The sequence below is a fragment of the Bradyrhizobium diazoefficiens genome, assembly GCF_016616885.1.
Lineage (GTDB): Bacteria > Pseudomonadota > Alphaproteobacteria > Rhizobiales > Xanthobacteraceae > Bradyrhizobium > Bradyrhizobium diazoefficiens_F.
This window is the reverse complement of sequence record NZ_CP067102.1, coordinates 2637274-2661955: the sequence shown is the minus strand read 5'-3', so window position 1 is coordinate 2661955 and position 24682 is coordinate 2637274. Positions and strand designations below refer to the sequence as shown.

Genomic DNA, 24682 nt, shown 5'->3' with positions numbered 1-24682 from the left:
CCAAGTCCCTGTCCAAGGGCAGCTCCCGCCGGCGCGCTCGAGCCGGTGGTGAATGGCACTCGTCAGCTCTCGAGGACGATTGAACATCGGCCTGTGACCGAGTGATCGGCGCGATCAGGCCTCCCTCCATTCTCGTTTAGATCGCGTGCCGAGGTGCCGCGCGCCGATCCTGTTGTTCGAGCAATTTCGGGCCAAAAAGGGCAATGGCCGCGCAGCGGATAACGCGGCGGCTGCTAAACTTTATGTCAGCCCGAAGTTGGAGTTCTTGTTAGATGCTATCCCCGTCCAAGCCCGTCTTATGGCTGGCGATCATGGCGTTATGGGCGCTGTGCTTGACCACCAGCACCCGCGCTCGCGATCTCGGACAGTGGGAGAACGCCGATCCACAGGTCCGCGGTTGGTACCAGAGCCTGATGATGCCGGATGTCCCGACTGCATCATGCTGTGGCGAGGCAGATGCTTACTGGTGCGATGACATCCACGTCAAGGATAGTAAGACCTTCTGCACCATCACCGATGACCGCGACAACGCCAAGTTGAGGCGCACGCCAGTCCCGATCGGCACTGAGATCGAAATACCGGACCACAAGCTAACCTGGAAAGACGGGAATCCGACCGGCCATAGCGTCGTGTTTCTGAGCACCGGGGGGCTAGTCTACTGCTTCGTGCAAAACGGCGGGGTATGAATGGCGAAGAGCCCTAGCCTCCAGTCTAGACGTACAGGACGGAGTTCGACATGCGCGCGCGAAACTCATCTCGATCTTATGGTGCTATCGCGATGGCTCTTCACTGGGCCGTTTTCGTATTTGTTTTGGGCGCATGGATGTCGGGACAATTCGGCGCGGAATTGCCGCGCGGGGCACGCGAGACCGGCTTGTTCGTGCATATCTCACTGGGTCTCGCGATCCTCGGCTTCGTGATGGCTCGCCTCGCTTGGCGTGCCGCTGACCCAGTGCCTGCACCGGTAGACTCGCCGCTGGGATTGTGGGGAGAGCGCGCAGGGCAAGCGGTTCACTACATGCTCTATGCGCTGCTGATCGCGGTGCCCATTGCCGGCATCGTGGTGCAATTTGCAAAGGGCCACGCGCTGCGGATCTTCGGCCTGTTCGAGATCGTGTCGCCCTGGACGGCCGATCGCGCCTTTGGGCGGGATACCAGGGAAGTGCACGATTTGCTTGCGAACGGGACGATGACTTTGATCGGCCTGCATGCCGCTGCAGCCCTCGTCCATCACTACATCTTCCGCGACCGAGCGCTTCTGCGAATGCTACCGTGCTCGCGATCCTGAGCTTCAACAGACGCGAGGCAGACGTGGACGAACATGTCATCCGATCAATGCAACACATCCCGTAACCTGCAGTCCTCGCAATCTGTAGCGGCTTCACGATCAGTCAGATTGGAGGGATCAGCGGCACATGCCTGCCATCACCGGCCGCGGTGGTCCTGTCGCCCGCGAAGGGTACCGCCGCCCCTGGTCACAGCCACCGGATTTCGGAAGCGCGGATCCAATTCAGGTTGCGTGCTCGTGACGGTACGGGAGTCGGGTCCGGCTTGACGCCAGCAGCTCTCGATCGCGTCTTCGAATGTCTCCACACGATTATAGCGATCGGCACGGGTCGGGGCTATCGATCTGCCGTGCGCTCCTCGAAGCCCACCGCCTGGCTGATGGTACCGGAACGTGCCGGCAGGACTGAACGCGATCGTCGCGTGGTGCGGGGACGAAGGCGCCGATAGCGCGTCAGGCTCATCCCGCCGCAAGGGTTCATCAAAAACAGCAATCCTCACACAGTCATATCCGCCGGGCATGACTACCTTTCAATCGACTGAAGAACGGAATGCACTCGGAGGCAACCAGTGCGTTTGCAACGTCGAGCTCGGATCATTTTGTTTTCACACTTGGTGCATTCATGGCCGCGTCTGTTCGTGTTTCCCGTGACCGGCGTTGGCTTCAATCACGCTCGCCGCGAGCATTCGAGTGAATACCAAATGTCCGCGATCATGGAGTGACACATGCGAATTGGGCTCTTCGTTCCCTGTTATATCGACGCATTCTTTCCGCAAGTCGGCATCGCGACACTCGAGCTGCTCGAGCGCTTCGGTCATGAGGTCGTGTACCCACGCGATCAGACCTGCTGCGGACAACCAATGGCCAACAGCGGGTTCAACACCGACTGCGCCGCCACCGAAGCCCTGTTCGTGCGCAATTTCTCTGGCTTCGACTATGTCGTAGGTCCGTCCGGCAGCTGCGTTCACCACGTGCGCGACAATTTCGACGCTATCGAGCAGACCGCCGACGTCAAGGAGGTTCGGTCGCGAACCTATGAGCTCGTCGAGTTCCTGCACGACGTCCTGAAGGTCGATGCATTTCCGTGGGCGAGGTTTCCGCACCGGATCGGCCTGCACAACAGCTGTGGCACCCTGCGTCGGCTCAAGCACGCAACACCATCAGAGCTACACGAGCCATTCTTCTCCAAGCCAATGGATCTGCTGTCCAAGGTCGACGGCATCGAATTCGTCAAGCCGGCGAGACCTGACGAGTGTTGCGGCTTCGGAGGCACCTTCTCGGTCTTCGAGGAAGTCGTTTCTACCAAGATGGGGTACGACAAGGTCAGCGATCACGCCCGGGCCGGTGCCGAGTACATCGTATCGGCGGACAGCTCCTGCCTGATGCATCAGCAAGGCTGCGCCGAGCGCATCGGCGTGCCGCTCAAATTCATCCACATCGCCGAGATATTGAACGGAGCCAACGCATGACGAGCTCTGCTGAGCCGCTGCCCGGCCACGCCATGCTGCATCCTGAGATGGTGGGAGCCGAGGACACTCAAGCCATCTACCGCGATGGTCACCGCCTCGATCACGCCGAGGGTGCCTCCAAACCGTTGCGTTCGCGGCCGGAACCGCAGCCGCGCGGTGCAAAAGTCCACGGCAATCGTCCGATCGACCAGGCGGAAGCGGCCGCACGCTTCATTGCCTCGCCAGAGCACGAAAAGATGCATGACGAGCGCCTTTGGGATCTTCGCCAGAAGCGCGATCGGGAAATGCACCATATTCCCGAATGGGAAGAGCTCCGTTCCCTCGCGTCAGCCATCAAGGAGCACACGCTCACCCATCTCGACGAGTACCTCGATCAGTTCGAGGCGCGTGCGCGGGCGAACGGCATCCATGTGCACTGGGCACGCGACGCCGCCGAGCACAACCGGATCGTCCACGGGATCCTCAAGGACCACGGCGCGAAGTCCCTGATCAAGAGCAAATCGATGCTGACTGAGGAGTGTGGCTTTCGCCCCTACATGGCCTCCGCCGGGATCGAGGTGATCGAGACCGACCTCGGCGAGCGGATTCAGCAGCTCGACAAGGAAGATCCCAGCCATGTCGTGGTTCCGGCCGTGCACAAGCTCCGGACTGATGTGGCGAAGGTATTCGCCGACACGATCGGCACGGACCCCGACAACAGCGACGTCCACTATCTCGCGGAAGCGCAGCGCGAGGCGACGCGCCCGCTGATCCTCGCCGCTGATGCCGGCATGACGGGTGGCAATTTCGTGGTCGCGGAGACCGGCACGTTTGTTGTCTGCACCAACGAGGGTAATGCCGACCTGTCGGGCAACGTACCGAAGCTGCACATCGCCTCGATCGGCATCGAAAAGATCATTCCGCGCCTGGAGCACCTGGCGGTGTTTGTCCGCCTGTTATCGCGCAGCGCTTTGGGTTCGCCGATGACCCAATACACCTCGCACTTCCGCAGCCCGCGGAAAGGCGGCGAGATGCATGTCGTGCTGGTCGATAACGGCCGCTCCGAACGGCTCGGCCTAGAGGAGTTCTGGACCTCGCTCAAATGCATCCGCTGCGGGGCCTGCATGAACACCTGCCCGGTGTATCGGCGTAGTGGCGGCTTGAGCTACGGCGCAACCTACTCTGGACCGATAGGCCTCATCATCGATCCGACCTTCAACGCGCGAAAATACAGCAACTTGCCCTTCGCCTCATCGCTCAACGGCAGTTGCACCAACGTCTGCCCGGTGAAGATCAATATCCACGAGCAGATCTATGCCTGGCGAAGAGAGCTGGTGAAGCGGCACGATGTGCCCCTAGTCAAGAAAGCCGCGATGAAGGCCGCCGGCGAGTTGCTGTCCCGGCCCGCGGCTTATCGAGTGGCGATCGCATCAGCCGATGTTGCACTCGCGCATCTGCCTCGCTTCGTCATCTATAACGGCCTCGACGCCTGGGGAAAGCACCGCGAGGTGCCGCATCCGCCGAAGCAGACATTCCACAACTGGTACAAGGCGAACCGCGGAGGCGAACAGTGACAAGCCGCGATGATATACTGGAGTCGATCCGGGCGAACCTGCCGCGAGTCGATCGGCCGGTGCCGCATGTTCCGATGTTCGACGAAGACCCGCCGGCATCGCTTCTTTCTGCGTTCAAGGACAGCCTGGAACGCATGGGAGGGATATTTCTCGCTCCGCCGGCTTCAGGCGATGTCCTCGCGCCGGTGCGGGTGAAGATCGCGGGCGCGAAAGTCGTGTGCTCGACGGTCCCGGAGCTCTCCGGCAGCCGCGATATCGCAACAGTCGGCGCGACGCAGGAACTGGCGGATGTGGATTTCGCGATCGTGCGCGCTTCCTTCGCCGTGGCCGAGACCGGCTCGGTGCTTTTGAGCGAAACGGACCTGAACATCAACGCCCTCGCTTACCTCGCACAGCACCTGATCGTTCTGCTGGATCCGGCCGACATCGTTGTCAATCTGCATCATGCCTATCGCCGGCCGGAATTCCGAGAGCGGCACTATGCCAGCTTCCACACCGGCCCCTCCGCCACTGCAGATATCGAGGGCGTGCTCATCCATGGCGCGCAGGGTGTCCGCTCACTCTCTGTTCTGCCCATCCCGCGAAATCACCAACCGCAGCCGACTTCACCCCAGGAGAAGAAGCATGACTGAACGAGCAAAGATTACCGCCAAGACCAAGCCGGTGGAGGTTCCGCACGGGGCTGCGTTTCTGGGTGACCCCACGCGCAACAAGGGTACGGCCTTCACTTTGGAGGAGCGCAGGCTCCATGGGCTCGAAGGTCTTCTACCGTATTCGGTTGACAGCATCGAGCATCAGGTCGAGCGCGTGCTCGGGCATCTGGAAGCCAAGCCGACCGACCTCGAGCGATACATCTATCTTATCGGCCTGGAGGAGCGGAATGAGACGTTGTTCTACCGCACTGTGATGTCCGATCCTGCACGCTTCATACCGATCCTCTATGACCCGACCGTTGCCTACGCCTGCCTCACGTTCGGCCATATCTACCGGCGGGCCCGGGGCATGTACATCAGCCGCGACATGAAGGGCCGCATCGCCGAGGTTCTGCGCAATTGGCCGCAGCGCGACGTCCGCTTTATCTGCGTCTCCACCGGCGGGCGCATCCTCGGCCTCGGTGACATCGGCGCAAACGGCATGGGCATCCCGATCGGGAAGCTGCAGCTCTACACCGCGTGCGCAGCGGTGCCGCCTACCACCCTGCTTCCGGTGCTGCTCGACATCGGCACGACCAACGATGCGTTACGCGCCGATCCACTCTATCTCGGTATGCGGGAGAAGCCGCCGTCCGATCAGGAGCTCAACGAACTGACCGATGAATTCGTCGACGCGGTTCAGACAGTTTTCCCGGACTGCTGTATCCACTTCGAGGACTGGAAAGGCACTGACGCCATTCGGATGCTCAAGCGGTATCGAGACAAGGTGCTGTGCTACAATGATGACATCCAAGGCACTGCCAGCGTCTCCCTCGCAGGGCTGATAACTGCATTGCAGATCGTTGACGCGCCGCTAACCGAGCAGCGTATCCTGTTCCTGGGGGCCGGGTCGGCGGGCATCGGCATCGCCGGTCTCATAGCTGCCGCGATGCAACAGAAGGGCCTATCTCCGGACGAAGCGCGTAGCCGCATCTCGATGTTCGACATCAATGGGCTAATCGAGCCGTCTCGCTCCGATCTCTCGGATGCGCAGAAGCTGTACGCGCACAAGGCTGCGCCGTCGAAGGATCTTGTCCAAACCATCGAAGCGTTCAAGCCGACCATCCTGATTGGCGTCAGCACCAAAGGCGGCGCGTTCACTCAAAAGGTCGTCGAGGCGATGAGCCGGATCAACGAGCGACCCATCATCTTCGCGCTCTCTAACCCGACCGAAAAGGCAGAATGTTCGGCCGAGCAGGCCTACACATGGTCAAAGGGCAAGGCGCTGTACGCGGCCGGCGTCCAGTTTCCGGACGTGACGGTGAACGGCAAGACCTATCACCCCGGTCAGGCCAACAACTTCTATATCTTTCCAGCAGTTGGCCTTGCAACCTATGTGGCACGGCCGAAGAGGCTCACCGACGCCTGCTTTATCGCGGCGGCCCAGGCGTGCGCCGATCAGGTCGGCCCCGAACTGCGCGCCAAAGGCATGCTCTATCCAAGCCAAGCCGACATCCTGGAGTCGGAAGTGACGACCGCGGCTCGCGTGGCGGAGTTCATGTTTGATCATGGCCTGGCGCAGGTGGAGCGGCCGCGCGACATCCGCGCCTGGATCGAAGAGCAACTTTACAAACCAGAATACTGACGCGGTACCCGGGCGGCCAATCGGGGCCGCCCGGCCCCACACGGAGCGCAAAATTCATGATCGCGACCATCCTTAGCGGCCTGCTGCCGATCCTGTTCGTCGCCTTCCTCGGATGGCTCGCAGGGCGCATGGGCCTGTTCGGCCCCAAATCGACCACCACGCTTTCCACTTTCGTCGTGAGCTTCGCGTTGCCACTATCCCTGTTCCTGGCGGCAGCCCACGCCAAGCCAGAGCAGCTGACCGACGCCGCCTATGCGGGAAGTCTGGCTGCCGGACTGCTCGGTACCTACCTGCTCGGCATACTCCTTGGTCGCCTGGTATTCCGGCATGACCTCCGGTCGAGCACGCTCGAAGGACTGTCCTGCGGCTTCCCCAACATGGCTTATTGCGGGCCGCCTGTGCTCACGGCGGCGGTGGGTGCGCAGGGCGTGCTCGCTGTCATCGTAGGTAATCTCATAGTCACCATCATCATGGTGCCGCTCACGATGGTGATGCTTCAACTCGCGATTCCGTCAAAAGGAAACGCGAAGGAAAGCGAGATGCTGCTGGTCGAGCGCAGCCTTTTCAGCGCAGTCAAGCAGCCACTCGTTTGGCTCCCGGTGCTCGGCGCCATACTTGCGATTGCAGGCGTGCAGCTTCCCGATCTGATCGACAATTCGGTCGAGCAGATTGGACAGGCCGCCGGCGGCGCAGCGCTGTTCACGCTTGGCCTGATGCTCGCACAAAACCCGATCCGGCTCGGCCGCGATGTCGTGGCGAACGTTGCGCTTAAGAATCTAATTCAGCCCGCAATCATCTTGGGGGCGGCGCTGGTGTTTCGGCTCGACTCCACGCTGACCAAGGAAGTTTTTCTGATTGGCGTCATGCCGTCAGCAACTGCGGCCTCAGTGCTGGCGCAACGGTACGGCGCCTATGCACAGGAGGCTGCCGCAACGACTGCGGCCAGCACGTTCTTCGCCATCATCTCCATCAGTCTCGGCCTGGCCATCGCCGCGACCCTCTAAACCATGAAAGGAGCTATCCTATGAACGATCAAACACCCATCCTGCAGGACATCCCGATCGGCATCAATGCGACCGGTAAGCGCCATGAAACCGATTCGATGGGCGGCATCGACGTGCCGGCCGACCGCTATTGGGGCGCTCAGACCGAACGCAGCCTCGTCCATTTTTCGATCGGCAATGACCACATGCCGAAGCGGGTCTACCACGCCTACGGATACGTGAAGAAGGCGGCGGCGCTGGTCAACGCCGCGGCCGGCCGGCTGCCGCAGTGGAAGGCAGATGCCATCGTCCGAGCCGCCGACGAAGCAATCGGCGGCAAGCTTGACGAGAACTTTCCGCTGTACGTCTGGCAGACGGGATCTGGCACCCAGTCGAACATGAATGTCAACGAGGTGCTGTCGAACCGCGCCATCCAGCTGCTCGGCGGCAAGATCGGCAGCAAGTCACCGATCCATCCCAACGACGACGTCAACATGGGACAGTCCTCGAACGACAGCTTCCCAACCGCGATGCACATTGCCGCGTTGCTGGAAGTCGAAGAGCATTTGCTGCCGCACGCGGAGGCCCTGGCTGACGCGATCGAGGCCAAGGCAAGAGAATGGAACGATGTCGTCAAGACCGGCAGGACGCATCTGCAGGATGCCGTGCCGCTGACGGTGGGACAGGAATGGTCGGGCTACGCGCGTCAGATCCGCGACGCGCTGGAGCGCATTCGCGTCTCCGAGGAGGGACTTCTCGAACTGGCGGCAGGCGGCACCGCGGTCGGCACCGGGCTGAACGCGCCGGCCGGCTTCAGCCGGGAGATCGCGGCCAAGATCGCGGAGTTGACCCGCCACCCCTTTGTCACCGCGCCCAACAAATTTGCGGCCCAGGGCTCGCTCGATGGAATGGTCGCCGCGATGGCGGCGCTGCGAGGGCTCGCAGTTTCCTTGATGAAGGTCGCCAACGATATGCGCTGGCTCGCGTCCGGCCCGCGCTGCGGACTTGGCGAACTGCTGCTGCCGGAGAACGAGCCGGGCTCCTCGATCATGCCAGGCAAGGTCAACCCGACCCAGTGCGAAGCGATGGTGATGGTCTGCATCGAGGTGATCGGCGAGGACACCGCGGTCGCGTTCGCCGGCAGCCAGGGCAATTTTGAGCTCAACGCGATGCGCCCGGTCATCATCAACAACTTCCTCCATTCCACCGGCATCCTCGGCGATGCCTGTGACAAGTTCCGGCGCTTCTCGGTTGAAGGCACGCGTCTCAATCGCAAGCGCATCGACGAGGCGGTCGGCCGCTCGCTCATGTTGGTCACCGCGCTCAGCCCGGTCATCGGCTACGACAAGGCCTCCGCGATCGCGCACAAGGCCAATGACGACGATCTGACCCTGAGGGAAGCCGCGCTTCAGTCCGGCTATATCGACGGGAAGCGCTTCGACGAGATCGTCGACCCCAAGAAGATGATCGGGCACGGTCTCGCCGGAGCATAGCTCCGGCGGCGACATGCTCGGTTCGGGACGTACCAGCTTCGCTGAGGAGCGCATGCGATGAGCAAACTAACAAGGCTGTCCTTGTGGGACGTGGTCTACGCCTTGGACATGGCCATCGCATGCGCGATCTCGTATTGGGCCATTACCCATCTCCTTCATCCTCTGGCCGACAAGGATTCCGATTTGCTGGGAGGGATGTGGGCTGTGGCCGCGACGGTGTTCGTGTTCCGCGAAACGCGCCAGGACAGCGTCTCCGCCGGAGTAGCGCGTCTGATTGCCACATGCGTGAGTTTTTCGCTCTGCCTCCTCTACTTGTGGTTCTTTCCATTTACCCCGCTGGGAATGGCGGTCCTGCTCGGAATTGGAACCCTGGTGATGATGCTCTCGAATCGGCGCGGCGACATTGTAACGACCGGCATAACGACTGCGGTCGTCATGGTGGTCGCGGGCATGTCGCCGATGAATGCGTGGCATCAGCCATTGCTGCGCCTGATCGATACCGTCGTCGGAATCGCCGTCGGTGTTGCATGTAAGTGGATCGCCTCGGCTGTCTTCTTCAGGATCACCGGGGAGCCGGTACGATGATTGGTGACACTTGCAATCGTCACCGAGAAAACGTCCGAGCTCCTGCGTGTACTCGTCAGGAGACGGCACATGTTTGAACGCGTGACATCCAATCTCGGGCCTCCGCTAGTGGACGAGTCCCTCGCTGCAAAGCTGCTTCCGGGCGTCCTTAGCCTGATCGCCGGCAGTACGGACGTGATCAGCTTTCTCGGGCTCGGCGGCCTGTTCACCGCCCACATCACGGGCAATCTCGTCATTCTGGCCGCGCACGTCGTCGCCGGAGGCGAAGCACCATTGGCTCTGATGATTTCGGTTCCCATATTCATTGTCGTGCTTGCCCTGACGCGATTCCTCGCAGCTGGATTGGAGTGGATGTGCGTCGCCTCGCTTCGACCTCTGCTCCTTCTCCAATTCCTGTTGCTTGCTGGTTTTCTAGCGCTTTGCGTAGGTGCCGGTTCGCGGCTCGATTCAAACGCTGCAAGAGGGATAGTGGCGGGGATGCTGGGCGTCTCCGCTATGGCGGTGCAAAACGCTCTCGTGCAGATTTCCCTGAAGGGCGCGCCGTCCACTGCAGTGATGACGACCAATGTTACGCGCTTCGTCATGGACCTCGGGGAGGTTCTGCTCGGACACAGTCCAGGTGATGTGACGAACGCAAGCCGGCGCGCGCGGCGCAGCGAACTTGCGATCGTTGGCTTCGTCGTGGGCTGTGGCCTCGGCGCTGGGTGTCTAGCCCTAGCTGGGCTGTGGTCGCTGGCGCTACCCACCGGCCTTGGGCTAGTGGCGCTGGTCATGGCGGCTGCGGCCAAGCTCGACGGCGCTCACGGCCACCTCCTGATTCCGGGTCTCGCTGCCGAGACGAGGCCGGAACGGAGCGACTCGCACCGCGCAAGCGCATCAGAGACAGCTTCCAATGCCGGGCGCGCTTGACGAGCCCGGCAGGATCGGTGCGAGGCGCTTTGCGGCCCGATCAGGCACGCTGACAAGCGCGGTCGCGGCCGCGGGTCCGCCGTTGCTCTTTGGTATTCGGCTGTGGGCCTCCGTCTGCCTCGCCCTCTATGTCGCGTTTTGGCTGCAGCTCGACAATGCGTATTGGGCCGGCACGTCCGCGGCGCTGGTGTGCCAGCCCTTTCTCGGCGCGTCGCTGCGCAAGGGATGGTTCCGCATGATCGGGACTTTGGTGGGCGCGGTCGCGATAGTGACGCTGACGGCCTGCTTCCCGCAAGAGCGCGCAGGCTTTCTGGTCGGCTTGGCGTTGTGGGGCGCAGCCTGCGCGCTCGTGGCCACGTTGCTGCGCAATTTTGCGGCCTATGGTGCAGCGCTGGCCGGCTACACGGCCGCGATTATCGCAAGCGACGAGCTTGGCGCGACCGGCGGCACAGATGGCCTCGCCTTCACTTTCGCTCTCGCGCGCGTCACCGAGATCTGGATCGGCATCGCATGCGCTGGGATCGTGCTCGCCGGGACCGATTTCGGCGGCGCCCGGCGTCAGCTTGCCGCGCTGCTCGCCGGCCTGTCAGCCGAGATCGCTGCCAGGTTCAGCTCCGCACTGACACAGGCCGGATCGGCATTGTCGGAGATGCAGCCGGTTCGCCGCGAGCACATCCGCCAGGTTATTGCGCTCGACCCTGTCATCGACCAGGTAAAGGGGGAGTCCTCGATCCTTCGCTATCATTCGCCGGTGCTGCAGGCGGCGGTGGATGGCCTGTTTGAAGCGCTGGCCGGTTGGTGCGCAGTGGTATGGAGGCTCGCGCGCTTGCCGGATGACACTGCTCGGCGGGAGGCCGATGCCGTGCTGCGCAGCGTTCCAGCGGAGCTGCGTTCGGCTCTCTTGCAGGCCGATCCGCTCCCCTGGACAACCGACCCGATCGGAATGCGTCGACTGTGTGACGGGGCGGCCCGGGCGCTGATCGCCATACCGGCCGGTGCGCCGTCGCTGCGGCTGCTGGCGGATCAAACCATCCGGGTGCTGACCGGCTTGTCCGATGCGCTCGGCGGACTGGCGTTGCTGGTTGCCGAGCCCGCCGGTCGCACTCCTCCCCTTCGCAGCGTCAGACCTCACGTGCCCGATTGGTTGCCGGCGCTCATCAATGCCGCCCGGGCGTTCGTCACCATTGGTGCAGTCGAGCTGTTCTGGATCATGACCGAATGGCCAAACGGGGCGGTAGCCATCACCTGGGCAGCCATTTCGGTCATCCTGTTCGCGCCGAGAGCCGACGAGGCCTACGCGCGGGCCGTCGACTTCACGATTGGCACCGGCCTTGCCACGGTTTGTGCCGCGGTCGTTGCGTTTGCGATATTGCCAAACGTAGCAACCTTCGCCGGCTTGAGCATCGTCCTGGCGCTCTATCTGATTCCGGTGGGAGCCCTGATGGCCCAACCATGGCAGGCCACAATGTTCGCTCCCATGGCCGGCAACTTCGTGCCGCTGCTTGGGCCCGCCAACCAGATGAGCTACGACACAGTGCATTTCTACAACAATGCTCTGGCGATCGCCGCAGGGTGCGGCGCTGCGGCGCTTTCGTTTCGCCTGCTCCCACCGCTCTCTCCGGCACTACGAAGCCGACGGCTGATCGCGCTGACCTTGCGCGACCTGCGTCGCCTCACCACCGACGCCGGCCGGCTACCGGGGGACGATTGGGAAGGCCTCATTTACAGCCGCCTCGAAGCTCTGCCGGACCAAGCCGAACCGCTGCAGCGGGCACAGCTCATCGCGGCCCTTTCGGTCGGGACCGACATCATCCACCTCCGCCGCCTCGCGCCTCGACTGGGCGTGGTCCAGGAACTCGAGGCGGCGCTCGCGGCATTTGCGCAAGAAGACAGCGCCGCTGCAATCGCTGGGCTGACCGCGTTCGATCACCGTCTTGCATCCCTCGGCGAGACTGGCCCAGAAGATTCCGTTGTGCTTCGAGCGCGCAGCCGGGTTCTTGCAGTCTGTGACGCCTTGGTCCGGCATGGCACTTATTTCGAAGCACGAGCATGCGGATGAGGTTCGTCGAGATCAACCTGCTGGGCGTCTACGTCGCACCGATCTCCCTGCTGATGGTAGCGGCGTGGCTCGTCACGATCGTGCTGCGCAGGATCGCGGTCCGAACCGGCTTGTTGGTGCACGTCTGGCACCCGGCGCTCTTCGTGTTCGCGGTGTATGTCATCGTGCTGTCCTCAGCTGTACTCGTAATCGCACGCTGAGCTCGCACCCGCGCCCAGCATTGTTAACCACGAGGAGCGTCATGGACGAGAGTATACGAAGCAAGCGACACCAGCTCTCCGGCCAAAGGCCGAAGAGCTGCGCGCGTAGTATCATCTTTGACGAGAGGCTCGCCGCACTTCAGCAAAGAGATAGGCGTTAGATTCAAGCCCTTCGTCTTGCAGCCGGCGTTGCTCGGGTCGAAAGAGGTCTACGGTTTGGAAGCTTGGCCTCCCGCCCCTGTAGTTTGATCGACCTCGGTAATGGCCGTTACCGAATCCGGATTCACGACCATCATCACAGGATTGCCATCCTGGTCTTTGGCGCGCACCAGAAACGAACTCGGCATGATTTGTATGTTGGTAAAGCCGGCTGCCTGCAGATTATTCTGGATCTTGGTGCCAATCGGCGCCTGATTCTGCATCGAGCTCTGCTGCGATCCTGAACCGGAGGGCGGTGTGCTACTCGAATTTGCGCTCTGCGCAGAGGCTGCGGAAGCTGCCATCAACGCGGCGGCGACGACTACAAAAGCGGTTCGCATGTATTTGCTCCTTTGATGCGCCCCCCGAGCTCAAGTGGTTTGACAGCGCAGAGCTGCAAGTTTGCGGACGGTTTTTGACGCAAACGCTCACAAGCGATCGCAATTTTCGACTAGTGTCGTTGACCGCTCGCGCGCCCGCCTTCGATGCTCAAACGTTGGGACTTTGTTTAACGTCCCTGACCCCGAAGAGCTACCTTCGTTTCGAGCCCCGATACAAAGATACCACGTGGACGAACCTCTGGATCATTCAGCTTCTCGCTTTCATTCCATAAGCTTCTTCCACCGACGACGAAGCCAACCAGCTGGAAGGATGAAAGAGATGCCTGATAACGATGCCATCGTTGCCGTCTTCACCGATCATCAGGGTGCAGAGGCGGCCACAAAGAAACTGGCCGAAGGCGGTTTCGACTTGAAGAAACTCACTCTGGTCGGCAAGGGCTATCACAGTGAGGAAAAGATCATTGGATTTTATAACACAGGCGATCGCGTCAGATTCTGGGGCAAGTACGGCACATTCTGGGGCGGTCTGTGGGGTTTGCTCTTTGGCGGCATCTTCGTGACCGTCAGCGGGGTGGGGCCCGTCGTTGTCCTTGGATACCTCGCCGCTGTGATCCTGTCTGGCATCGAGAGCGCGATCGTAGTTGGAGGTGTGAGCGCGCTGGGAGCCGCGCTTTACAGCATCGGGATTCCGAAAGACAGCGTACTCAATTACGAGACGGCTGTGAAGGCGGACGGATTTCTGGTCATGGCCCATGGCACGGCCGAAGAGATGGCACGGGCGAAAGCTATCCTCGACACCAGCAATCCCTCACGTGTCGACGTACACGAAGACTTGCCTGAGCCGCCTCCTGCCGATCATTCCGCACACGCGGCTGTATGACACCATTGAACCTTCGCCATTTCGCGAAGGTTTCGCGGACCGGATCGGTTTAGTTTCCCACGAGGACAAGGATTACTCGGTCTTGACGCTCTTGGCGACTTACGATGTCTGACAAAGTTGGGCAACACGAGACCGGCGGCTTCGCTACTCTAATGGTGGCGATAGTGGTGCTGTTTGCCGGCTTGGGGATCTGGCAACTTCAGCATCGGATCGAGGAGCACGCGCTCCTTGCGGCCCTCGGTGAACGCGTTCGCGCAGCGCCCGTGCCTTTGCCCGATCCGTCGCAGTGGCACGCGCTGGCGGCGGAGACCGACCAATTGCGACGCGTCAGCTTTACGGCAACCTATGAGTCCCGTCTGGATGCAATGGTTTACAGCTCTGCCTCCGCCGAGCGCGCCGATATTGCGGGTCGCGGCACATGGGCCTTTCTTCCCGCCCGCCTGTCAACCGGCCAAATCGTGGCGATCAACGCGGGGTTCGTCCCGAACGCGACTCAGGACCGCGACCAACAGGATCGCGCGGTGGCCCACCTCATTACCAACAAGCCCGTCATGATGACCGGCTACATTCGTTTTCCAGAGCGGGCCGGCGCGTTCACGCCAGACGTAGAGCGCGATACTCGCCTGTGGTTCAGCCGCGATCACCTCGCAATGGCACAGGCGCTCGGCTGGGGGGAGGTCGCACCATTCTACATCGATTTGGAAGCGCCGGTGCCGGCGAGCGGCGTCCCGAAGCCCGGACCGCTTCGGGTCCATCTGGTCGACCATCACCTGCGATATGCGATCATCTGGCTTTCGCTTGCAGCTTTAGTGCTGTTGGCGTTTGTGGTCTCGCTGCGCAGCCGTCGGAGCCGTCGACCTCTATGAACGATGCGCCTGTCGGATGGTATTGGGCTCGTTTCATCTCGGCTGCGACTCCTGATCACGTGCTACCCGGACTGACATCTAGATCGCAATTTGGCGTCCGATCTCGACCACCTGGTCATTAGGAAGGTCGAAGAACTCGCCTACATGCTGCGCATTGCGCTCCATGAGCGCGAAAACCCGCTCTTGCCAAGCCGGCAGGCCCTTGCCGTCCACGCGCCGGATCACCGTCTCGTGCCCGACGTAGTAGGTCACGTCCGAGAAATCGACGGTGCATCCCAGTACCTTGCTCTGGGCGAGCAGTTCGGCGAAATGCGGCCGTTCCATGAAACCGTAACGGACTTCGGCGCGCCAGAAGTTGGGCGCACTTTGCTCGATTCTGATCCGGTTCGTGATGGACACCCAGGGTACCGACAGCACCTTGAGGCGCAGCACGAGAACGTGCTCGTGCAAGGCGCGGTTATGCTTGTCATGCCACGCCATCACCGGCGGCGTATCGCGTTCGGTCCGAGTCAGAAACACGGCGGTGCCCGGCACTCTGGGCACTTTCCTTGCAGCAATCTGTGCCATGAACTCCGGGACCGGAATGAGCGCGTCATGTAGTCGCTGTGAAACCGCGGCGGCGCCGCGATGCCAGATCCACATAATACCGTAAGCCGCCAAAGCAAAGATCAACGGCACGTAGCCGCCCGAGGCGATCTTGACGAGATTGGCGAGGAAGAAAGTGCAGTCAACGACAAAAAAGCAGCCGGCGACCGAACCGGCCGCCAGCATGCTCCAACTCCAGATCTCGCGCATCGCAATGAAAAGCAGGGCAGACGTCGACAGCATCGTCAGCGACACCGCGATGCCGTAAGCGGCCGCCAGATTCTCAGATTTTCCAAACCCGATGGTCAACCCGACTGTCACGATCATCAGCAGCCAGTTGACCACGCCGATGTAGATCTGCCCAAAGCCCTGTGACGAGGTCTGCTTGATCAGCAATCTCGGCAGCCAACCAAGCTGGATCGCCTGTCGCGTCATCGAGAAAGCTCCGGTGATGATCGATTGGCTGGCAATGATGGTTGCGATGGTCGCGAGCAGTATCAGCGGCAGCAGCAAAATCTCAGGGCACAGCCTGAAGAAAATATTGCCATCGGTCGGCGCGCCGTCGAGCACGAGAGCGGCCTGCCCAGCATAGTTCAGGATCAGGCTTGGAAACACGATCGCGAACCAGGCAAACCTGATCGGTCCGCTGCCAAAATGGCCAATATCGGCATAAAGCGCTTCGGCACCCGTCACGTAGAGAAATACAGCGCCTAGCACGAGAAAGCCGGTCGTACCGTTCGAGAACAAATACGACAGGCCGTAGACCGGATTCAGCGCGGCAAACACCGCCGGATGGCTCGCGATGCCGAAGATTCCCATCACGGCCATGGTCATGAACCAGATCAGCATCACGGGGCCGAACAGTTGGCCGATGGTCGCCGTGCCATGCGACTGGATAGCAAAAAGTGCGAGCAGGATCGCCACGGCCGCCGGAACGACATAGGGCTGAAGCGCCGGCGTCACCATGTTCAGCCCTTCCAGCGCCGACAGCACCGAAATCGCCGGCGTGATCGTGCCATCGCCATAGATCAGCGCTGCCCCCAACAAGCCGATGGCCACGATGGCCGGTCGGTGTCGTTTCTTCACGCCGATCAGCGCCATCAGTGCGAGAATGCCGCCCTCGCCGCCATTGTCGAAGCGCATGGCAAACAGAACATATTTGACGGTGGTGATGATGAAGAGCGTCCAGAGCACCAGCGAAAGCGCACCGAGCACGACGTAGGGAGACGGCTCGGCCGTGCCGAGAATGGTCTTGAAGGTGTAGAGCGGACTGGTTCCAATATCGCCGAACACGACTCCAAGCGCGGAGAGACTGAGCACGCGAAGTGCGCCTCGTGCGCCGAGCTGCCCTCTATCGCTGGTCACTGGTGCCCAGTCTCTGCGCATGCAACTTCCGTTTGGATCAGACAAACTTCTCGGCTCCTTCCGGCCCTCCAGGTCGCTGCACGGCAACAAACGTGCCGAGTCGCGGTGATCGTCCATCAAGTGGTGCTTGGTGGTTGCGCCATGCTCAGCGTCACAGAGCCAGTTCGGCTTCCGAATTGAACGGCGACGGGCCGGCATGTTTTCGGAATGACCGAGCCTCTCTGACTTTCTCATCGCTGCCCGCGGATCGCATTGCGCCAGACAACCCGACGCTTCGCTTCGCGCTTTCGGGGCACGAAGGGAAGTGGCCGTCGGGGCGAAGGGACGGCCGCAGCGCGCCTGGTTTTCGGGGCTTATGCGAACCAAGCGCATCGAGCGTAGCAGTCTCCGCAAAGTAGAGTTTTGCGATTGTTGCCTTTGTCCGCGTGATCTTGCGCTCGTTCTATCAGAGGCAATGGCTCCTGCCCACACCGCACCATCTCCAGCAACAACGCGGCAGTCAGAGCAATCCCGAGCAAGCGTCGCAACTCGGTGTGTTGAAGATAGCGGATCAACCTGGCCGCGCCTTTGATCGCTGCTTTAGAGCTCTGGCATTGTGGGCAGGGCCCGTCACATGCCTGCGTACAACCACTGCGAGGGAAACGTGCAACCTGTATTCTCCTTGGGATCCGGCAAACTTTCGTTGGGTTTCGCCGGCACATGCCTGGCCATCTTTATGGCAGCATCAGCGCCGGCAGCTGCCTTTGAGTGTCCAGTCGCACATGGACGTACCAGCAGCTCGGCGATCAAGGAAACTCAGACCCAGATAGCGCAGCTAACGAGAGAATTGGAGGGCGATGAGACAGGCAACACCGCTATGGCCACGATTTTGGAGCTTAAGTCCAAGTATCCCAAAGCTGGCTTCAACGAGATCGTCAACTACATGGTCACGGCCTATTGTCCGATTGTTGCGCAGAACGCTTCGTTGGGGGACGATGAGAAGAAGGACCGCCTAATGCGCTACTCGCAGCAGATCGAGGCACTCGCGATTCAATAGCGACCTCCCCGCGTCCGGGGCACGGTTGCCAGCGTAGCTGGAAGCACTCTGATCGACGGACACTTGATCTCGCGAAAATCAGCCGCCCCGCAAGAGCTAGCGGCGCCCGTTGGCAGGCGCGGCTGCGGAATGGGGCCGCAGAGTGATTGGAGAGCTGGTGAATCGGTGTCAATTCGTCGATGAGCGGTTTGACGAACGCGAACGACACGGGACGCGAACCGGAGCCAAGATCAATCAAATGTGGGCAATCCCCACACATTCATCTCCGACGATGATCGATAGTCTGATCAATGTACAGAGATGAGCAAAAGGATGGGCGTATCGCTTGGCGTGAGGGACGGATGGGATACGGTCCTTAACAAATCATAGCTAAAGCTCTTTTTTGGCTCCTGCTATCGATCGCACGGCGAGGCAGGCTTCGGCAATACAACCGCGCAAAAGGGAATTCCCAGTGCCGCTCGGAGAACTTGCCCAACCGAAAGCCCTACAGCCCCTCAACAAGCCACCATTTCCTGGCTTTCTCGGCTATGTGGCTATTGGATTGCTAATTGGAATTGCGGCGCAGGAATTCCGCTGGCGAAACTGGGACATGGCACCACCATATCAACTGGCGCAGGCGGAGCATGATGCAAACGCTGGTGATTATCGGGCAGCAGTGCAGTTGTTCGATGGTCTCGCGAAAAAGAATGATCCAGTCGCCGAGTATTGGATAGGGCATCTTAATGAACTTGGTCTTGGCGTGGCGCGCGATCCGGCCAAGGCCATCGAGTTCTACACCAGAGCCGCAGCCCAAGACGTCGCTCCGGCTGAGCTTCGGCTCGGAGAGCTATATCTGCATGGGAACCTTGTGTTGCCGGACTTCGAGAAGGCCAGATCCTACCTGGAAAAGGCGGCCTATCGCGGCGAACCTCAGGCCGCGATGTTGCTGGGCCAAATGTATCGTGATGGCATTGGAGCGCCCGCCGATCAAACCCAGGCCTATGCCTGGTCAGAAGTGGCCACGCTGGAAGGGAGCGCTTTCGCACAACGTGATCGGGATGTGTCAGTCCGTGACTTGAATGCTGTCGATCAGAAAGGCGCAATAATCCGCGCGCGGGAAATCCTCGACGCCGTCAAGAAACAGACGCCTCGGGTCAAATCACCGACAGTGAATTGAAGAGTCGGACAACATCTCCGGGACACAGCTCCGTGCTCAGCTCGAGCAGGAGCTGGCCGAACCCGTCTAATGCCAAAGAGAGCAAAGGATTTCTGCACGGACGGCGCGTGCCCAGGGCGAGGTAGGAAATCCGTCTCATTCCATGCGGCTCATTCCGCAAAAGCCACGGGTGAAATGGCATGCTTCGCGCGCATTGGTCGTCCGATTTGCTCGCTGGAATACCCTATTTTACGATGAGGGCGTAACGGGCCCTGCCCCGAGCCGTCTCCGCGGTTTATGTTGGGATCAAAGCTATGGAGATAAGGCAATGGACTGCGTGAAACACAAAGCAGTTTAGTTCGATTCTGCACCGCGCTTCACAAGCTCTATTCCGAGCGCGTCCAAGAATTTCGCGGGAGTAGAGCTGTTTATGTCGTGAACTCAGCAACTTGAGTGCTGGCTGGGGCGGGAGGGATCGAACCTCCGAATGGCGGAATCAAAATCAGTTTGATTATTCAATGATTTCAAGAGGCGTTTGGAAAAAATGCGAAAAATGGGCTGTTAGTAGTTTCAATAGCTTGGCAGCCGTTTCCAAATGAAAACAGCACTTTCAGGCATATGCCCCTGAGACGGTGCCGCATCTGCGCCGACGTTGCAAAGCGTCTTGCTATCCGAGTGCGACACTCGAAAAGCCAAGACTCTCGCGAATGCCCGTCTGCCAAGCCGCCAGAAGTCTATCTCCGATCTCGCGATGAGCAGAATTCTCGCCGAAATACTTCGTCATCTCCGGTGCCAACTTCGCCAGAACATCAGCGGCTTGCTCAATGACCTTGTTGATCGCCGGCAGGGAGAGATCGCAGCGGGTTTGACCAAGACGCACCAACGCTTTGCGGTCTGGCCATTTGGTCGAGCCATTCAATGTAAGCGCCATGCCGTCCTTCGGCAAATAGGGCACCGTGCTGACGAGATCATACACCGGCGCAAGACGTGCGGGACCAGTGACATCTTCATAGATGACGCCGAAGTTCTTCAGATGTGCGTCACCATTGCGAAGAGCGCAATTGAGGACGAACAGCTTGAACATATCCTCTAGCGCGTTGCGCTGTCCGGCCGGATCAATGAAATCGCGGGCGCGCTTGAATAAGCGTGTTTCGTAGCCACCGTTATATTTCTCGGTAGTGGGTACACCGTTGAGGACGCAAAAGTCCTCGTAGCCCAGATAAGTGCCATCAAGCCGCAGATCGAAACGCTTCAAAACGATGGCGGTACCGTTGTCTGAGAGCTGGAAATCCGGAACGGTCAATCCCACGGCCCTTGCGGCCGACAGGCAGAAATATTCGTTGGCAGCCAGTTCGGGATATTCGTTCGGGTCCCAGAACTTTACGATGTGCGTAGCGCTGCGGAAGCTCTGGGATTGGCGATCACCTGCACCTGTTCCCGCGTCCTCGACAGCGCGGATCATTACCTTCGGCTGGATGCCCGAAAGCCCTGAATGGACCGCGAACTTCTCAAGAAGATAAGCGAACAGCTCGCCACCGCGCTTTGCACTGAGGATCTCGTCGATGGATTGGAATGGAACGTCCTCATTTAGCTCGGCATCGAGATCAGAGTAACGGATGCGCCCGATCTGGCTTCGTCCAACAACCGCCAGCAAATCGAAATCATCAAACGTTCCGGTCGCCTTGGCAAAACTGCGCACAAGGTACGCCCGGAGCGCCCCCTCCGGGAGATTCATGTCGAATATCGGCGCAAGACTGTGTTGCATATTCCAAGATGCCGTCCGCACTGGCATCGTGATCGAGACTGCACGTTCGGCTGCCACTTTCGGCTCGTAGACGAAAGCTGTCCCTCGCGGTCCATGGCGGTCCAAATGTCCAGCGGACTGCTGATCTGTCCAGACCCGGAGCATTAGCGAGCCTCCTCCGCTGCCAGATCCTCAAGTGTCGGGCGACCGCGATTAAGCTGCGTCAACCTCAGGTCGAGATCCAACGCATTCAAGATACGAAGCAGATTTTTGATGCCCATTTCCGCAAGGCGGGCATTCTCAAGCGCCTCCAGGCGTGCGCGACTGATGCCCGCAGTTTGCGCCAGCTTGGTCTGCGACCATCCCTTGGATTTACGGGCCGCCTTAACACGCTCACCGAGTTCCATAAGGTCCATATTGCAGCCTATAATACTCATCTCTCCGATTTCGACCGCATTTGCCTATTATAATTGTCACAACGAGCCTGGCGCAATGCCTTGTATAGAAGTTAGTTTATCAAATATTGGCAGGAACGTCTCTTTAAGTAGGCAGATCTGGAGTTGGCAAGATATTGGCCGGTGAAGACATTGACTAAATAGAACCAATAGGGAACAGATTCAAGCCAGCCAACCGATCTCGCCCGCGACGGACGCTCCGTGCTGCCCTCACAGCGACAACCGTTGTCATTCGACGAGCCGCGCCGCATGGCCACCGCCGCGATGCCGACGAAGGATCTCACCATCGCCGCTCGTGACAGGACACCGAACGACAACCAATGGCTATCTGGGATTCTATAAATCAGGTGTATTTCGAGGACCGAGATAGCACCGCAGGCTGCAGCGTGTGGGAAAATAGACTAGCCTATCGCGCAGGTTGCGGATCTCCGTCGGAATATCGAGAAGGCTGCCCATGCAAGCCGTAAGCGATTCGGCCGAACTTTTCAGGCACGTCAGCGCCGAAAAGGCCTACTTTTATCGCTGCATCATGGACGTTTTCGCCGCAGCCAAGCGGCAGTACCGGCTGCAGCTAAGACCGGACGAAGTGCTTGCCGAAGCTCGATGGCCAGCCAAGCTCCCTGAGATTGAAGAAGTCAATGCCGCGCTGACCCAGCTCACGGTCTGGGGCAATCTGGAGTCGCATCCTGACACTGCGCGGGTGTCCAGTCTCAGTGATTTCTACCGTGCTCGCTATCTCTATCGGCTCTCGCAAGGCGGTGAAGCCGTAGAATCGGCGCTGGCGCTTTTCGTGCAGACCCTAGAACGTCGCGCCGAACTGCAAAGCATAGCCCTCGAAGACATCGCGAGCCGGCTCGAAGCTCTGCGGGCGCTGGCTGCCGAGACCGAGCCGGATGTGGCCAAGGTCCATGAAACGCTTCGAGATCTCGTCCGCGTTTTCGAAGGCCTTGCCGAGAATGCACAGGCGTTCATGGCCGGCGTTGCACGGAGCATTGAGCTGCAGCAGGCACAGGCCGGTGCAGTGCTAAACTACAAGCGACAACTCATCGATTATCTGGAGCGCTTCATCGGCGATCTGGTGCGCCGGTCCGACACTATCGCCGGCTTGATCGATGCTCTGGAGCCGAGGATCGATGCGATGCTGCAACAGGTCGCCGCGCGCGAAGGGCGCGATGCCGCTCCAGGCGAGATCCAGGATCAGATCGACGCGCAAACCCGTTACCGGGAGGGATGGCGCGAGCGCTGGAGGGGGCTGCGTGGCTGGTTCTTCCGCTCCAGCCACGAACCATCGCAAGCCGAGTTGTTGCGAGCGAGGGCACGATCGGCCATTCCGCAGCTTCTGGCCGCCATCGCGGCACTCAACGAACGGCGGAGCGGCCGCAGCGATCGCTCTGCCGACTTCCGCGTTCTGGCCGGCTGGTTTGTCGCCTGCGCCGACGACAACGAGGCCCACCGACTTGCCCGCGCCGCCTTTGCGCTGAATCCCGCGCGGCATTTTTCGCTCGACATCGATGCGGGGATTGACGTGCCGGCCACCACCCGCTGGGCCGACGCCCCGCCCTTGGTGATTCACCCTCGCTTGCGCGAATACGGCGAAGCCGCTCCAAGAGGGCCTCTGCCGCGCGTGCGGGATCGTACGGAGGCCCGCACACGCCTGGCGCGCGAACTCGCGCAAGAATCTCAGCAAGTCGAGGCGGCTCGCAAGCGTCTGGCGACCGGACAGCCCACGTATCTCTCCAACCTGGGCGAACTCGACACACACGCCTTCAGCCTGTTCCTGGGATTGCTTGGCGAAGCTCTGTCCGAACAGGCTGGTCCAGAATCCGTGGCAGAACGGCCGACAGGTGACGGTCCATTGCACGTTCATCTGAAGCCGCTCCCTCCCGACAGTTATGCCGAAATCAATACACCGCGGGGCATTTTCGGCGGGCGCGACCACGTGATCACAATTACATCGACACAAGACGTGCAATGAAGACAAGTCGTCAGAGATCCAGGGACAGCCGCAGCATCGGCCAGCAACAGCGCCAGTTCCAGCGCGAAGAATTTCGCGGCGCTCTCCGCGCCTTGTTGATGACGCCGTTGATGAGTCCAATGCATGAAGACTTTATTGCAGTGCGCCGCCAGGCAAACGCCCTGCAAGAGTGGTTTACCCGCGAAACCGGATGGCCGTTGCAGATCGGACGGGAGGGCGCGCGTCTCTACAAGCGGCCCGCAGATCTCAACAACTCCACTCGCGGCCTGCCCGACTATGATCGCCGCAAGTATGTGCTGCTCTGCCTTGCCTGCGCGGTGCTCGAACGCGCCGACCCCCAAGTCACCCTTCGCATTCTGGTAGAAAGATTGCTCGGTCTTGCCGCCGAACCAGGACTGACGTCACTCGGCTTCACCTTCAGGCTTGGCTCCCATCACGAGCGACGTGAACTGGTAGCGGTATGCCGTACCTTGTTGAGCCTGGGCGTGCTGCAGCGTGTTGCCGGCGATGAAGATGCCTTCGTGCAGGGTGGAGGCGATCAGGCAGATGCGCTCTACGACGTGCATCGGCCAGCGCTCGCCGGCATGCTGGCGGCCGTGCGGGGCCCGTCGACCTGGCCCGCCGAAGAGGCGCCCGACACACTGGACCAGCGGTTGCACACCCTGCTCGATGAGCACGTCGCGGACAGCGACGAGGGTCAGCGCACGGCGTTGAGACACCGGATCGCGCGTCGCCTCCTCGACGATCCGGCGGTTTACCTTGAAGACTTGAACCCGGAGGCCCGCTCCTATTTCATAAACCAACGCGGGGCGATGGCCGCCCGTCTGTGCGACGCGACAGGTTTGGTCGCAGAGCAGCGAGCCGAGGGGCTGGCCCTTGTCGATGAAACAGGCACGCTAACGGATATCGCAATGCCTGCCGAAGGCACCGATGCACATGTGACATTGCTGGCTGCAGAATACCTCGCCACGGACTATAGGCAGCAGGCCGATACCGCCGGCCGAAGGCAGCCCTTCGTCAAGCGCGAGCACGATATCGTCGACCTCCTGCGTGACGCCAAGGGCCGATATGGTCGCTATTGGCGGAAATCGGCACGTGAACCAGGCGCCGAACGTGAGCTCGCGAAGGTTGCGATAGGGCGTCTTGAGAAGCTCCAGCTAATTGTCAGGAGCGCCGACTCCATCCTGCCGCTTCCGGCGCTTGCGCGTTTCGCACTGGGCGAGGCCGAAATCCGCCAGGAAACACCGGACATGCCAATCCCCGTCTCCGACTCTCTCTTTTCCAGATGA

22 protein-coding genes are annotated in these 24682 nt (G+C 60.6%); 18 read left to right on the top strand and 4 right to left on the bottom strand.

What is annotated here, in order from left to right:
• Positions 1-332: 332 nt before the first annotated feature.
• The 12 genes from JJC00_RS12120 to JJC00_RS12065 all read left to right on the top strand — a co-directional run bounded on the left by JJC00_RS12120 (position 333) and on the right by JJC00_RS12065 (position 12813).
• Positions 333-686: a hypothetical protein gene (locus JJC00_RS12120; RefSeq protein ID WP_246774182.1), complete on the top strand. Its 354-nt coding sequence runs from the start codon at positions 333-335 to the stop codon at positions 684-686.
• 137 nt (positions 687-823) lie between these two features.
• Positions 824-1288 carry a cytochrome b gene (locus JJC00_RS12115; protein WP_433996502.1) on the top strand — a complete coding sequence of 155 codons (465 nt, stop codon included), beginning with the start codon at positions 824-826 and terminating at the stop codon, positions 1286-1288.
• A 722-nt stretch (positions 1289-2010) separates the two neighbouring features.
• Positions 2011-2754: a (Fe-S)-binding protein gene (locus tag JJC00_RS12110; protein WP_200472778.1), complete on the top strand. Its 744-nt coding sequence runs from the start codon at positions 2011-2013 to the stop codon at positions 2752-2754.
• A gap of 32 nt (positions 2755-2786) precedes the next feature.
• A complete protein-coding gene (locus tag JJC00_RS12105) occupies positions 2787-4307 on the top strand; it encodes a lactate utilization protein B (protein ID WP_200474086.1) in 1521 nt (506 codons plus the stop codon).
• Positions 4304-4939, top strand: coding sequence for a LutC/YkgG family protein (locus JJC00_RS12100; RefSeq protein WP_200472777.1), 636 nt, complete (start codon positions 4304-4306; stop codon positions 4937-4939). Before JJC00_RS12105 ends, JJC00_RS12100 begins: the two co-directional genes overlap by 4 nt.
• Positions 4932-6584 carry an NAD-dependent malic enzyme gene (locus JJC00_RS12095; RefSeq protein WP_200472776.1) on the top strand — a complete coding sequence of 551 codons (1653 nt, stop codon included), beginning with the start codon at positions 4932-4934 and terminating at the stop codon, positions 6582-6584. The genes JJC00_RS12100 and JJC00_RS12095 overlap by 8 nt, the downstream gene beginning before the upstream one ends.
• Before the next feature lie 56 nt (positions 6585-6640).
• Complete coding sequence (locus JJC00_RS12090; protein WP_200472775.1) at positions 6641-7588, top strand: AEC family transporter; 948 nt, start codon at positions 6641-6643, stop codon at positions 7586-7588.
• 20 nt (positions 7589-7608) lie between these two features.
• Positions 7609-9060: a class II fumarate hydratase gene (gene fumC / locus JJC00_RS12085; protein ID WP_200472774.1), complete on the top strand. Its 1452-nt coding sequence runs from the start codon at positions 7609-7611 to the stop codon at positions 9058-9060.
• 57 nt (positions 9061-9117) lie between these two features.
• A complete protein-coding gene (locus JJC00_RS12080) occupies positions 9118-9645 on the top strand; it encodes an FUSC family protein (RefSeq protein WP_027533525.1) in 528 nt (175 codons plus the stop codon).
• A gap of 69 nt (positions 9646-9714) precedes the next feature.
• Positions 9715-10554, top strand: a complete 840-nt coding sequence (locus JJC00_RS12075; protein WP_200472773.1) for a YoaK family protein — start codon at positions 9715-9717, stop codon at positions 10552-10554.
• Positions 10538-12613: an FUSC family protein gene (locus JJC00_RS12070; protein ID WP_200472772.1), complete on the top strand. Its 2076-nt coding sequence runs from the start codon at positions 10538-10540 to the stop codon at positions 12611-12613. Before JJC00_RS12075 ends, JJC00_RS12070 begins: the two co-directional genes overlap by 17 nt.
• Entirely contained in the window at positions 12604-12813 is a 210-nt protein-coding gene (locus JJC00_RS12065) for a DUF1656 domain-containing protein (protein WP_246774181.1), read from the top strand. Before JJC00_RS12070 ends, JJC00_RS12065 begins: the two co-directional genes overlap by 10 nt.
• A gap of 209 nt (positions 12814-13022) precedes the next feature.
• Here JJC00_RS12065 and JJC00_RS12060 read toward each other — a convergent pair whose 3' ends face one another.
• Positions 13023-13352 carry a hypothetical protein gene (locus JJC00_RS12060; protein WP_156947250.1) on the bottom strand — a complete coding sequence of 110 codons (330 nt, stop codon included), beginning with the start codon at positions 13350-13352 and terminating at the stop codon, positions 13023-13025.
• Between the two features lie 319 nt (positions 13353-13671).
• Here JJC00_RS12060 and JJC00_RS12055 point away from each other — a divergent pair, with 319 nt between their 5' ends.
• Both JJC00_RS12055 and JJC00_RS12050 read left to right on the top strand, forming a co-directional pair.
• The gene (locus tag JJC00_RS12055) at positions 13672-14232 is read left to right on the top strand and encodes a DUF1269 domain-containing protein (RefSeq protein WP_156947248.1); all 561 of its coding nucleotides are present in this window, start codon (positions 13672-13674) and stop codon (positions 14230-14232) included.
• 104 nt (positions 14233-14336) lie between these two features.
• Positions 14337-15098, top strand: coding sequence for an SURF1 family protein (locus JJC00_RS12050; RefSeq protein WP_200472771.1), 762 nt, complete (start codon positions 14337-14339; stop codon positions 15096-15098).
• Between the two features lie 78 nt (positions 15099-15176).
• On the opposite strand, the gene JJC00_RS12045 is transcribed toward JJC00_RS12050, so the two are convergent.
• Positions 15177-17165, bottom strand: a complete 1989-nt coding sequence (locus tag JJC00_RS12045) for a potassium transporter Kup (RefSeq protein ID WP_433996501.1) — start codon at positions 17163-17165, stop codon at positions 15177-15179.
• 526 nt (positions 17166-17691) lie between these two features.
• Here JJC00_RS12045 and JJC00_RS12040 point away from each other — a divergent pair.
• Together JJC00_RS12040 and JJC00_RS12035 are read left to right on the top strand one after the other, a co-directional pair.
• Positions 17692-18084, top strand: coding sequence for a hypothetical protein (locus JJC00_RS12040; protein ID WP_200472770.1), 393 nt, complete (start codon positions 17692-17694; stop codon positions 18082-18084).
• 451 nt (positions 18085-18535) lie between these two features.
• Positions 18536-19240, top strand: coding sequence for a tetratricopeptide repeat protein (locus tag JJC00_RS12035; RefSeq protein ID WP_200472769.1), 705 nt, complete (start codon positions 18536-18538; stop codon positions 19238-19240).
• Positions 19241-19886: 646 nt separating this feature from the next.
• Here the strand turns inward: JJC00_RS12035 and JJC00_RS12030 are convergent.
• Together JJC00_RS12030 and JJC00_RS12025 are read right to left on the bottom strand one after the other, a co-directional pair.
• Positions 19887-21128, bottom strand: coding sequence for a type II toxin-antitoxin system HipA family toxin (locus JJC00_RS12030; protein WP_200472768.1), 1242 nt, complete (start codon positions 21126-21128; stop codon positions 19887-19889).
• A complete protein-coding gene (locus JJC00_RS12025) occupies positions 21128-21400 on the bottom strand; it encodes a helix-turn-helix domain-containing protein (protein ID WP_200472767.1) in 273 nt (90 codons plus the stop codon). Before JJC00_RS12025 ends, JJC00_RS12030 begins: the two co-directional genes overlap by 1 nt.
• 472 nt (positions 21401-21872) lie before the next feature.
• Between JJC00_RS12025 and JJC00_RS12020 the strand changes: the two genes are divergently transcribed.
• Positions 21873-23393, top strand: coding sequence for a TIGR02677 family protein (locus JJC00_RS12020; RefSeq protein ID WP_200472766.1), 1521 nt, complete (start codon positions 21873-21875; stop codon positions 23391-23393).
• The gene (locus JJC00_RS12015; protein ID WP_200472765.1) at positions 23390-24682 is read left to right on the top strand and encodes a TIGR02678 family protein; all 1293 of its coding nucleotides are present in this window, start codon (positions 23390-23392) and stop codon (positions 24680-24682) included. Before JJC00_RS12020 ends, JJC00_RS12015 begins: the two co-directional genes overlap by 4 nt.